The sequence below is a fragment of the Clostridium fermenticellae genome (assembly GCF_003600355.1).
In the GTDB taxonomy this organism is placed as follows: Bacteria; Bacillota; Clostridia; order Clostridiales; family Clostridiaceae; genus Clostridium_AV; species Clostridium_AV fermenticellae.
The window spans coordinates 2,047,622-2,059,877 of sequence record NZ_CP032416.1; the positions used below are offsets into that span (position 1 = coordinate 2,047,622).

Annotated in this window: 11 protein-coding genes and 1 pseudogene; 3 read left to right on the forward strand and 9 right to left on the reverse strand. The window is 31.9% G+C overall.

What is annotated here, in order from left to right:
• Window positions 1-486: 486 nt before the first annotated feature.
• The 9 genes and pseudogenes from D4Z93_RS13495 to D4Z93_RS09605 all read right to left on the reverse strand — a co-directional run.
• A pseudogene (locus D4Z93_RS13495) lies at window positions 487-742 on the reverse strand (arsenic resistance protein); the annotation flags it as partial.
• Between the two features lie 144 nt (window positions 743-886).
• The gene (locus tag D4Z93_RS09570) at window positions 887-1,654 is read right to left on the reverse strand and encodes an arsenite methyltransferase (RefSeq protein ID WP_243105924.1); all 768 of its coding nucleotides are present in this window, start codon (window positions 1,652-1,654) and stop codon (window positions 887-889) included.
• Window positions 1,655-1,808: 154 nt separating this feature from the next.
• Window positions 1,809-2,375, reverse strand: a complete 567-nt coding sequence (sigZ, locus tag D4Z93_RS09575; protein WP_119973047.1) for an RNA polymerase sigma factor SigZ — start codon at window positions 2,373-2,375, stop codon at window positions 1,809-1,811.
• 191 nt (window positions 2,376-2,566) lie between these two features.
• Entirely contained in the window at window positions 2,567-3,622 is a 1,056-nt protein-coding gene (gene arsB / locus D4Z93_RS09580; protein ID WP_119973050.1) for an ACR3 family arsenite efflux transporter, read from the reverse strand.
• Window positions 3,623-3,706: 84 nt separating this feature from the next.
• Window positions 3,707-5,452, reverse strand: coding sequence for an arsenical pump-driving ATPase (arsA, locus tag D4Z93_RS09585; protein WP_119973052.1), 1,746 nt, complete (start codon window positions 5,450-5,452; stop codon window positions 3,707-3,709).
• 21 nt (window positions 5,453-5,473) lie between these two features.
• The gene (arsD, locus tag D4Z93_RS09590; RefSeq protein WP_119973055.1) at window positions 5,474-5,851 is read right to left on the reverse strand and encodes an arsenite efflux transporter metallochaperone ArsD; all 378 of its coding nucleotides are present in this window, start codon (window positions 5,849-5,851) and stop codon (window positions 5,474-5,476) included.
• A gap of 74 nt (window positions 5,852-5,925) precedes the next feature.
• Window positions 5,926-6,342, reverse strand: coding sequence for an arsenate reductase ArsC (locus tag D4Z93_RS09595; RefSeq protein ID WP_119973058.1), 417 nt, complete (start codon window positions 6,340-6,342; stop codon window positions 5,926-5,928).
• A gap of 22 nt (window positions 6,343-6,364) precedes the next feature.
• Window positions 6,365-6,754 carry an ArsR/SmtB family transcription factor gene (locus D4Z93_RS09600; protein ID WP_341466767.1) on the reverse strand — a complete coding sequence of 130 codons (390 nt, stop codon included), beginning with the start codon at window positions 6,752-6,754 and terminating at the stop codon, window positions 6,365-6,367.
• A 499-nt stretch (window positions 6,755-7,253) separates the two neighbouring features.
• Window positions 7,254-8,405 (reverse strand): lipocalin-like domain-containing protein, encoded by a 1,152-nt coding sequence (locus D4Z93_RS09605; protein ID WP_119973064.1) that lies wholly within the window; start codon window positions 8,403-8,405, stop codon window positions 7,254-7,256.
• Between the two features lie 205 nt (window positions 8,406-8,610).
• Between D4Z93_RS09605 and D4Z93_RS09610 the strand changes: the two genes are divergently transcribed.
• The 3 genes from D4Z93_RS09610 (at window position 8,611) to D4Z93_RS09620 (ending at window position 11,950) form a co-directional block, all read left to right on the forward strand.
• A complete protein-coding gene (locus D4Z93_RS09610) occupies window positions 8,611-9,171 on the forward strand; it encodes a TetR/AcrR family transcriptional regulator (protein ID WP_162920291.1) in 561 nt (186 codons plus the stop codon).
• 366 nt (window positions 9,172-9,537) lie between these two features.
• Window positions 9,538-10,911, forward strand: coding sequence for an amino acid kinase family protein (locus D4Z93_RS09615; RefSeq protein WP_119973070.1), 1,374 nt, complete (start codon window positions 9,538-9,540; stop codon window positions 10,909-10,911).
• Window positions 10,912-11,026: 115 nt separating this feature from the next.
• Window positions 11,027-11,950: a carbon-nitrogen hydrolase family protein gene (locus tag D4Z93_RS09620; protein WP_119973072.1), complete on the forward strand. Its 924-nt coding sequence runs from the start codon at window positions 11,027-11,029 to the stop codon at window positions 11,948-11,950.
• Window positions 11,951-12,256: the final 306 nt, after the last annotated feature.

Genomic DNA, 12,256 nt, shown 5'->3' on the forward strand with positions numbered 1-12,256 from the left:
CACCGCAGCCCTTTAGGGTATACAACCCCAGGGGAATCCACTTTATTCAAGCCCTTATCAGGACATGAACAAAGCTGCTGGAAATTACTATATCAACCTCAATTCAAAATTCATCACTACATAAACCGCATCCTTTTTTAAATGTCAATGCAGCAGAGCTGCGAAGAATGAACACTTTGACATTTAAAATTTTGTGGTGTATTTCTTTTACATGATGATGTGATAGATAGGAAGTAGTTAATAGGCTTTCTTAGCCCTATTGTTCATATACGGATTACTTTATAATTCACAAATATTCTGAACTGAGTATTGTTTTATATCTAATAGGTTTAACATTGGATGCTCCATGATATAATTATCTTTTCATATACTATAAAAGCAAAAATTTCTACTATAACTATTTCTTATATTTATTAACCGTTATTATATAATTTATTAAATTAAAAAAAGGCCAGCACAAGCTGACCTTATTAATATTTACTTTAATTATTCAATTTCTGTGTTCTTTTTATAGTTAAAATATTTTCTGCCCCATGCCAAAGTTATATTAACAAGGGCTATCATTACTGGCACCTCAATAAGTGGAACTATGACTGCAGTAAACGCCTCTTTTGATTCAATTCCAAATACTGCAATAGCAACAGCTATGGCAAGTTCAAAATTATTACTAGCTGCAGTGAAAGAAAGAGTTACTGTTCTGTGATAATCTATTGCTTGACTTATGGCTTATAAAGAAAGATAAAGGATTAAGATAAATTTATCTTATATCATTGTAAAAAATAAAAGCTATCCATTATCTGATGACTTTTATTTTTCCAATCTTACAAATCTACTAATTTAGTTAAATTCCTTAATTCTTATTCTAGAGGGTGATATCCATACATTTCTATTCTTTTTCAGCTTCAATTATAAAAGAAGCTACATAGTCCTCAATGTTTGTATTTGGTGCCCATGATTTAATAATTTGTCTACTGTTATCTTTAGGTATCATTCGTATATCTTTAAATCCTACCTTCTCCAACATATTTTTTAAATCATCAACGTATTCAGCTCCTCCCATACAACCAGATATCATAGCCCAATCCTGTTTTATATTTTCCGGTACTTTAGCTGTAGCAACAACATCTGATATTGATAATCTTCCACCGGATTTTAAAACCCTATAGGCCTCCCTAAATACTTGCTCCTTATCTAAAGATAAGTTAATTACACAGTTTGATATAATAATATCAATTGATGCATCATTAACAGGTAAGTGTTCAATTTCACCTAACCTAAATTCTACATTAGTATACTTACTTTTTTCAGCATTTTTTCTTGATAGTTGAACCATCTCTGGTGTCATATCTACTCCAATTACGTATCCACTTTTTCCTACCTGCCTTCTTGCCAGAAAGCAATCAAATCCTCCCCCACTTCCAAGGTCAAGAACTACTTCTCCTTCTTTAAGTTCTGCAATAGCAATAGGGTTTCCACACCCTAATCCCATATTAGCTTCCTCTGGTACATTGGCAAGATCACTTTCTGTGTAGCCAATTTTACTTGATACCTCCTCAATATACTTTGGATTATAATCTAAAGTATTTTCATTGCCTCCACAACAACCTGATCCACATCCACAACCTTTTGAACCATTTAAAGCAATCTCCCGCATACCTTTTACGTATATGACCTCTTATTTCTTCTTTTTTATTTAACATAGATATACCTCCTTAAAATTTACGAATTGTATTTTTCATATATAAAGACGAAAACAATATAGAATTGGTCGCAAAAAAATCTACAACTTTTTGTTGTAGATTTTAATATCATCTGCAATTATATGAACATATATATTCTTTGTTCTTTTTATAATCTATAATATTTCCATAAGTATCAAGCTTAAATTCACAGCATTCCATCAGTACTTCTTTTAATTTAATTCTAGCTCTTTGAATTCTTGTTTTTGATTCCGACAATGATATATTCAACTTTTCAGCTATTTCTTTATGTTTCATTCTATTAAATTCATATAGCTTTAAAGGTTCTTTATACTTATCAGGTAACTCATCTAGCATAGATTTGATACATTCAGAAATCTCTTTATTCATATTTTCAGTGTCATCTTCAATTCCGTGTACATCTTCTAGTTCATCCAGTTCTAGTGTGCTTTGCTTTCCTCTTCTGTAAAAATCAATTATAGCATTATTGGTAGTTCTATAAAGCCATGCTTTAAGCTTACTTGGATCTTCTAATTGCTCAATGCTCTTATAAACCTTTATGAAAACCTCTTGAAGTATATCTTCTGCAGCATATTCATCTTTCACTTTTGTCTTAATAAAATATAACAGTTCAATTCTGAAGTTCTTCCAAATTGATATTATGTTTTCCTCCATAAATTGCAACAACCTTTCTTACAGCATTTTATGAGCACATAAATAAATTATTTAGACAATTATCTAATTTGTGCTTTATAATTTTTATGTCCTCCTGATATATTATAAACCTTCTTAAATCCTTTATTAATTAATATATTCTTTACTGCATTTCCAGTTACTCCTTCTAAACTAGTAACATACTTTAGGTTCTATTTTTCTTGTTTTAAACCAAAATACTTTCTTCCCCATCTTAAAGCTACATTTACAAGTGCGATCATAACAGGTACTTCAATTAACGGCCCTATAACTGCAGTAAATGCCTCTTGAGACTGAATACCAAAGACTGCTACTGCAACTGCAATAGCAAGTTCAAAGTTATTGCTTGCTGCCGTAAAGGATAAACTAACTGTTCTATGATAATCTATTCCTGACTTATAGCTTATAAAGAAAGAAACAGAGAACATTATTAAAAAGTATATAACTAAAGGGATTGCAATTCTTACTACATCCATTGGAAGCTCAATTATATACTTACCTTTAAACATAAACATGATTATAATAGTGAATAGTAAAGCTATTAATGCTAATGGGCTAATCTTTGGTACGAATTTTTTGGTATACCACTCAGTTCCCATTTTAGGCTCTAGTATCAACCTTGTGAGCATGCCTCCAACAAATGGTATTCCAAGATAAACAGCTACTGACGTTGCTACCTCTCCCATAGAAACATGTACAGCCATACCTTCCAATCCTATAAGTTTTGGTAATACTGTGATAAACACATATGCAAATACTGAAAAGAATATAACCTGGAATATAGAATTAAAGGCAACAAGTGCAGCTGCATACTCGTTATCTCCATCCGCTAAACTATTCCATACAATAACCATTGCAATACACCTTGCCAGTCCAATTAATATTAGCCCTACCATGAAATGAGGGTAGTTTCTCAAGAATAACACTGCAAGGGCAAACATTAATACTGGTCCTATAATCCAATTCTGTATCAATGATAATGCTAAGACTCTAGGACTTTTAAATACTTTTCCTATCTCCTTATAATTTACCTTAGCAAGTGGTGGGTACATCATTACAATAAGACCTATAGCTATAGGAATAGATGTTGTACCTATTGACAACTTTGACAATGAATCGGATATTCCTGGCAAAGCCCATCCTAAAAATATTCCTAAACCCATTGCAATAAAAATCCATAATGTTAAATAACGATCAAGCCATGATAACCCTGATGATTTACTACTCATAAAAAACCTCCTATTTATTTTTAACCATTAATAAAAATTCACTACAAAAGGTTTTTTAGTTCAATTTTGTAGTGAATTTATTTTTTAATTAATCAAATCTAATAATCTTTCGCCTTTTACTTCTTCTGGTTTCCATTCAATAACTGCAAAATTTCCATCAGAAATCTCATTTACCTTATTTATCCAGGTTATCTCATTACTTGCTTTAGCCTTAAGAATTACATTTCTGGTATTCGTTGCTAATAAGCTAGAATTTATAGCCCACCATTTACTATTGATTCCTGCCCTATTTAAATCCTCTTCTAATCTCATAGCTTCATATACAGGTGTAGTTTCAGCTAAAGTTACAATAATAGTTTCTGTTTCATTAGAATTCCTAAGTCTAGGTAAAAGCATTTTAACTGATTCAGGTATATCACCCTGTGAACGCTGTATCTCTCTGTGATAACTTTGAGTAGAGTCAAGAAGTAAAAGTGTATGGCCTGTTGGTGCTGTGTCTATGACAACTACTTCATTTTTTGATCTCTCAACTATTTCTGCAAAAGCCCTAAACACAGCAATTTCTTGAGTACAAGGAGATCTTAAATCTTCTTCTAAATAAGCTATATCTTCCTCACCCATGTTTTCGTCAACTTTACTTAAAACTTCTTTCTTATACTTTTCTAATTCTTTCTTTTCATCAATATGGCTCAATGTAATACCATAGCTTTCGTCTAAAACAAAATTCAAGTGAGCTGCAGGATCTGTAGTAGTCAAATGTACCTTTTTACCTTTTCTAGCAAGGCCTAAAGCAATAGCTGCTGCTATAGTAGTTTTACCAACTCCACCTTTTCCCATCGTAAAGATTACTTTTTTGTCTGTATTATACAAATCATTAATAATATCTTTTAAATTTAGGAATTTCTCAGTATTTAAAGCTTCATTATTATATTTAATGTTATCTTCCTTTAAGAAAGCTCTTACATTTTCAAGCCCTGTTACATTATAGGGTCTTAGTGGAATTTCGTAAGTTTCTAATACCTTTAAATTTTCTGGGATATTCTTTAAAGCGTTATGCTGCTTAGTATAAATTGCAGCTGAAAGATTATCATCATGACTTTTTAAAACTCCATTAATAACTAATATCTGATTATTTACTCCTATATCTTGTAATTCTTTTGATGCTCTTTCTGCTTCCTTTAAAGGTGAGCTTTCCGGTCTTGATACAAGTATTAGGAGAGTTTTATCTTTATCTGATAAAGTTTTTACAGCATTTTTATAAACTTCTTTTTTACTTTCAAGTCCTGCCAATTGTCCTAAACAGGATGCTCCATGAGTACTTTCACTTATAAAATTACTCCATGCTGATGGAAGCTGCAGCATTCTTAATGTGTGTCCTGTTGGAGCCGTATCAAATATAATATGATCAAACTCCTGCTCAGCTTTTTCATCAGTTATAAAACTAGAAAATTCATTAAAAGCTGCTATTTCCACAGTACAAGAACCAGAAAGCTGTTCTTCCATATTTTTTATTACTACCTCTGGAAGTTTTCCTCTATATGGCCCAACAACACTCTCTCTATATTCTCTAGCAGCTTCTTCAGGGTCAAAATTAGCTACCACTAAATTAGGTACTTCTTTAATTGCAACTCCCTTATTATTTAATTCTGTGTTAAAAACATCCTGTAGATTTGAAGCTGGGTCTGTGCTTATAAGCATGATTTTCTTGCCTTGGTCTGCTAAATTTACTGCGGTAGCACAAGCCGTTGATGTCTTTCCTACGCCGCCTTTACCTGTAAAGAACAGATATTTAGTTAATTCTATATTATCTAGATTAAAAGTCTTTACCATAGTTATCCCTCTTTTCTTAAGTTAACAACATCCACCTTTGCATCCGCAATCTTTAGATTTAAGCTCAATCTTAATACCTGTTTTTAAATAATCTTCTGGTATTTCAAGAAACTTACAAAACTCTTCATTAGTTGGATATGACTTTGTCTTTACTACAACATCATCAACTATAGTAACTGGTAATACATCTACTCCATCTTTGTTCAATATTTCATTGATAACTTTGTTATCAACAAAAGCCTGCGGGTTGCTTGTTAAGTTATATCTTTCAACTGTAATTCCTTTTTTCTTTAGACTATTTAATACTGTAGATACTCTTAATAATTGTGGATCAACTACTGGTCCACATACACCTGTTGGGCAACACATAGCAGGATCAAAAATAATCATTTTTTTCATAGCTTATATCTCCTTTATTAAATTAATTTTTTAATTTATATTTTTATTCCTTAAAATAATTTAGGTAATTAGACTTAACTATCTAAATTAATTTCATCATTTTCAATTCTTCTTGCCAAATCTTTTACTTTTTCTTTAATAGCCTTTGCTGTTTTAATAAATTCTTCATCGCTTTTGCCTGACGGATCATCCAATCCCCAATCTTCCACGTGTTTTGCAGGTAAAAAGGGACAAACTACATTGCAACCCATTTTTATAACTATATCTACCTTTGGTATATCTTCAAGTAATTTAGACTTTTGTCTTTCATTCATATCCACTTTATATAAATCCTTAATTATTCTTACTGCATCCTGATTTATCTGTGGTCTTAACTCTGTTCCTGCTGAATAAGATTCAAAAACATCAGAAGCAAATAATTTTCCTAGTGCCTCTGCCATCTGAGACCTACAAGAATTATGAACACATATAAATGCTACTTTAGGTTTCATATGATTATCCTCCGTAATATATTTATTTTAAATTAATATCAAGACAAACTTTACCTTCTTTTATATCTTCACACCCTAGATTACTGCTTCTATATTTTTTTAACCTCTCGTAATCTATGTCGCATTGTTTTAATTTAATAGCCTCTTCCTCTATTATTTCTTTTAAGAAAGGAAATTCCTTAACTGTATCTTCATTTATTTTGTAACATACGTATTTAGCAACCTTATAGTACTCAAGGATCCTTGCACTAGTTAACTTATTTAAGTGCCTTGATGCATTTGATTGGTTGATATCAAGCAACAGCTCTATCTCACAAACACATAACCCTCCATCCTTTAGTATATTTAGGATTCTTATACGTGTTTCATCTGCTAATGCCTTCATCACTTGTATTAAATCCAAAATGTTCACCCCTTCATATTATCATATTCGATTATAATCATATGATACACTATAATATTATATTCTTCAACCTATTTCCTGTAACTTAGCATAAATTTAACATTAGGTTTTTTTAAGAACGATGTTGAATATTCATGATACAATAATTAAGACGCATTTGTAACTTATTGTTCATTAATAAATAAAAGATGAATTTAAAATAAACTGGTTTATAAAATCCGTCGTTGGTAACTCATTTAGATTATGCACAAGCTGTTGCTCCAAATTGGCAAGGCGTTTTTGTCCATTATACCGGCCGCATCTTCACGATTGAGATAATTGACGTCATCATAGATGATCACCCGGTCGCCATCCTTTATTTTTGCACCGATATGAATCATTTCCTGCAGCACATGTTTCTGCCTCTCAAATTCGATATATTTAAGTTGTCTGACGGAGTAAGGTTCGCCATCAATGAATGCCTGAATTGTAACCGTTATTCATATTTTTTTCCTTCCATAATAACCAATCAAACACCAGCTCGGTCATCTTCACGTCCAATATAGTTGTACTCGTAGATCATATTGCCAGTGCTCTCTGTAATTTCGTGGCCGATTGTGAGCTGAATACTGCCTTCGGCAAAGAACCTAATATATGTGGGTTGAATATCAGCAGCATCGTACTGTTCCTTTGTTCCGCCAACAACCTTTTCCATATCACTCAAACCTGCAGTTTTTGCACGTTTTAAAGCTTCTTTCTGGTTGGCTGGCGCACTACCATATGTGTCACGTGTTTCCAAAATTTCATTCCAGGTAACACTGAATACAGCTTTGCGATTTCCGTTGTCAAATACATACTGGCTAGTTTTTGGGAATTTTTTTCCAACAGACATAGATTCCAGTTCGCTTTTCAACTGAAGGTTTCCGTTGGTCTTGAAGAGAATTTCGCCAGTATCATTATCTGCAACAATGAAGAAGGGAATCCTTGTAAAATTGAACTGTTCAGAGCAGACAAAGTCATAGATATATACGACATATTTTTCCGTGTACATACGACCCCACAGCCAATGATGAAAAGCCGAAAAAGGAGAAATATTCATCCACTGATGATCGTGATAACCTTGGCCATGTACCTCTACAATTTTACCATCATAAGTGAGTGTTCCTGTTACTTCACATTTCGGTAAACATAAATCGGTGTAAAAGAATTCATTATTGTCTCCAAGAGCAATTTCTGATGTTCCCTGTCTAAAAGGATCGGTAAGAGCGTGGTAATGCAGGTCACAGGCCAACATCTGCGTTCCTTCAACGTGAATGTCATAGTCTTTAAAATCACCAGTACACCAATCTGATCCAAAATGAACATCACACTTTTCTCTGCTCATGGAGCTCTCTTCCCAGGAAGCGAACGCAAACTCCTGCGCTGTCTTTCCATCAGGTTTTGTGATATCCAGATTCAAATTAGGCTGAAATCCTTTCTGCGCCATGCCCTGAGCAGTTTTAGAACGGAAGGCGACAATGACTTTACTTCCATCATCAAAGTTGGCATCGAAATACCACACTTCATTGTTCCCAACATCGTCTGTATTCCGAATTCCATCCTCCCATACTTCTACACGACTTGGATTTATTCCAAGTTTCTTGAAATCTTCCACAGTATCCATTAATCTTGCTTTTGCCATATTAACGATCTCCTTTCAAATGAGTAGATATAAAATAATTGACATTCGCTACTGAATGGCTATAATTTATACTATATCGAAAATAGTGTCAAGATACAAAAATAGAATATCAGCAAAATAATTGACAGTTCCCCAAGCTTAGCTACGGAATAGGACAAAATAGTGTATAGAGAGGAGAAAACATATGAAAAAACGAAGACGAGATTTGCGAACACAAAAAACATATGAAGCTCTTATATCCGCATTTCAGGAATTGCTGCAAGAGAAAAGCTTTGAAAAGATCACCGTGCGCGAACTGTGCGATCGGGCGCGTACGAGAACAGCAACATTTTATAATCACTTTTCAGATAAATATGATTTCTTCTCATTTATGATTCGTGATATGAGACGTGAGTATTCCGAAAGGGCCAATCTCCAAAGTACGCCGGAACACCCAGAGAATTATTATATAGAACTTCTTAAAATTGGATTTGACTTCATGGATACCAACCAAAAAATAATAGAGAATTTTGAGTCAGATAATCTTCTGATGATTATGATAAACAGTACTTCTGGCAATATGGTAAAAGATATCAGAAATCATTTAGAAGAGGACATGAAAAATGGAATTCATTTTCCGATTGATCCTGATATACTGACGCAGATTTTTATAGGTGCCATGGTACAGTGTTCTCGATGGTGGTTTGAACATAGGAAAACTGTTTCAAAGGAAAAGGTGTTTGAACAGTTGAAAGAAATGATTCAAAAAATATATGCAGTTAAATGATAGAACGATGGTTTGTATTTTGAAATATCCGTTAATGATCTAACTTTCCAGTTTAATAATCTGGCCTTATATACTGCTACAGGCACCCGTAAAGCAAAAAAATTTTTTAGTATAAATGCTGGATTGTATAATATTTTTGTATATCGAAAGACGTGACCTGCCAAGTTATATCAGTGGTTAAAGTCTCTTTGAATTAATGTTCTGATAAAAGCATTTTTTACAATATCTAGAGCAAGAAAAGCAATACAAAATTCTATACTTAGCAATATAATATTATATATACTAATAATTTAGTTATTAAAATATTTTTTGCTAATATTTTAATAACTAAATTCATAATTATAGTTGTTAGGAGAATTTTTTAAAATGAATAAATTAATAGTAACTAAATTTGGGGGAAGCTCACTTTCTAATGATATACAATTTAAGAAAGTAAAAGATATAATTTTAAAAGATAAAAATAGACAATATATAGTAGTTTCTGCCCCGGGCAAAGCTTTTGAAGGAGATTATAAAGTTACTGATCTTTTATATAAATGTTATTCATGCACTAATAACAAAGACTTATTTGAAAATTATTTTAACATGATAGAAAAAAAATATATTTCCATATGTGAAAACTTAAAAATAGACATCGATATAAAAAAACTTTTAAGTGAAATAAGAAATAATTTTTTTAATGGTGCATCAAAAGATTATATATTAAGCCGCGGAGAATATTTAAATGGTTTAATATTTGCAAAATTCATAAACTTTAAATTTATAGATCCTGCAGAGATTATTAAATTCAGAGAAAATGGCACTTTGGATAAAAACATGACTAAAATTCTCATATCAAAAAAACTTTCTCATATAACAGAAGCTATAATACCAGGATTTTATGGATCAACTAAAGATGGTTCAATTAAAACATTCCCAAGAGGAGGTTCAGACATAACCGGTTCCATAATATCAAGTGTTATGAATGCTTCATTATATGAAAACTGGACCGATGTATCTGGAGTACTATTGGCAAATCCACATATCATCGACAATCCTAAGGTCATAAAATATATGACATACTCGGAAATAAAACAACTTTCTCACATGGGTGCTGAAGTTCTTAACGAAGATTCAATTGCTCCAGTAAAGAAGAAGGGAATACCAATAAGTATAAAAAATACTAATAGACCTTACGATATTGGTACTATTATTTCTGACAATTTAGATAATGAGGATAATGAGAATATCATTGCTGGAATATCTGCTAAAAGAAATTACTCAATTATAACATTGAGTAAATCATATACCAGCAAAAATGATTTAAATATCATATTTTCAATTTTTGATGATTACAATATTAATATAGAGTATTTATCCTTTGATTATGATTCCGTATCATTAATAGTACCGGATTTAATATTAAACACATGCGAAGGCTACTTCATAAATGGAATAAAGACCCGAATTGATCCTACATCTATATGTATAAAACACGATATATCTTTAGTTGGAATAGTAATAAGAGATGTTAATAAATACAACGATATCCTTTATACATCTCTTAAAAATTTATCCTATCAAAATATAGATATCGAAATAATTATACAGTCATCATCATCATATAAATCTAATATTATTCTAGGGATAAAAGATTTTAATTCATCCAGGGCAATTAAATCTCTTTATAAATCAATTAACAATATAAATTCAAATAGTAATATAAACACAAAATATAAAACAGTAAATATAAATTTTTAAAATCATATTAAGCATGAGCAGCTTAGATTTTTAATACAAAGCTGCTCATAATAATTTTTATGATATAATATAATTGAAATATAAATTGTCATAACACATAGGAGGAAATATTATTATGAAACAATTGAAGAGCAATTGTAAAGTCGCACTTATACAAGCATCACCTGTCCTATTTAATAAAAATGCAACTATCGATAAAGTAGTTAATGAAATTTTGGAGGCCGGACGTAATGACGCTGATCTAATTGTTTTTCCAGAATCATTCATTCCATGTTATCCATATGGAATGACATTTGGTTTTACTGTGGGCAGTCGAACTGAAGAAGGAAGAAAGGATTGGAAAGTTTATTATGATAATTCTGTAATTGTACCAAGTACTGATACAGAACGAATTGCTAAGGCAGCTTTACAGGCACATGCATATGTAAGTATTGGTATAACAGAAAACGATATCAATAATTGTACCCTTTATTGTACTAATCTCATCTTCTCACCAGATGGAAACCTCGTAAGTAAGCATCGTAAATTAAAGCCAACTGGCGCGGAACGTTTTATCTGGGGTGATGGTCATGAAGGTGCTTTTCCTATAATTGATACTCCATGGGGCAATATGGGAAGTCTAATATGCTGGGAAAACTATATGCCTTTAGCACGTGCAGCTCTTTACATGAAAGGAGTTACCTTATATCTTGCTCCCAACACAAATAACAATGAAGAATGGCAGACTACAATACGTCATATCGCAATAGAAGGTCATTGCTATGTAATTAATGTGAATCAATATGTAACAAAAGATATGTATCCTGACACATTTCACTGTCAAAATGAAATATCAACACTACCATATAATGTTCTTACAGGAGGAAGTTGTATTGTTGACCCATTTGGACATTATGTAAATGAACCTGTATGGAACAAAGAACAAATTATTTATACAGATATCGATATGGGACAGGTTCCCTCAAGTCGTATGGAATTTGATGGGACAGGACATTATTCACGTCCAGACATTCTAGAACTTATCATTCACGAAAACTAAGTCAATACATGAAAACTTTAGTAAATAAAGTATAATACCGTATTGTACAAAGAAAACTTAAGAAAAAGTTATAAACCCTATAGAGAACGTACCTAGATTTGTGTAAATCAAATCTATAGGGTTTGTAATTCCAAGCTTAAGTTATACGTAAGCTGACATTTCCAAAATGTAGGCACATTAAAAAATTTTTTAGTAAGCCTTAGTAAAGTATTTTTGAAAATCTTAGTGGATTTTATATGTTTGAGCCTGCGAGTTTATAAAATCTGCTTAGATTTTTATAAATACGAACTTAGACTTACTAGAAAT

Coding starts and splice junctions, on each gene's coding strand:
- D4Z93_RS09570 (WP_243105924.1), bottom strand. CDS start 1,654: ATGCGGGAGATTGCTTTAAATGGTTCAAAAGGTTGTGGATGTGGATCA.
- sigZ (WP_119973047.1), bottom strand. CDS start 2,375: ATGGAGGAAAACATAATATCAATTTGGAAGAACTTCAGAATTGAACTG.
- arsB (WP_119973050.1), bottom strand. CDS start 3,622: ATGAGTAGTAAATCATCAGGGTTATCATGGCTTGATCGTTATTTAACA.
- arsA (WP_119973052.1), bottom strand. CDS start 5,452: ATGGTAAAGACTTTTAATCTAGATAATATAGAATTAACTAAATATCTG.
- arsD (WP_119973055.1), bottom strand. CDS start 5,851: ATGAAAAAAATGATTATTTTTGATCCTGCTATGTGTTGCCCAACAGGT.
- D4Z93_RS09595 (WP_119973058.1), bottom strand. CDS start 6,342: ATGAAACCTAAAGTAGCATTTATATGTGTTCATAATTCTTGTAGGTCT.
- D4Z93_RS09605 (WP_119973064.1), bottom strand. CDS start 8,405: ATGGCAAAAGCAAGATTAATGGATACTGTGGAAGATTTCAAGAAACTT.
- D4Z93_RS09615 (WP_119973070.1), top strand. CDS start 9,538: ATGAATAAATTAATAGTAACTAAATTTGGGGGAAGCTCACTTTCTAAT.
- D4Z93_RS09620 (WP_119973072.1), top strand. CDS start 11,027: ATGAAACAATTGAAGAGCAATTGTAAAGTCGCACTTATACAAGCATCA.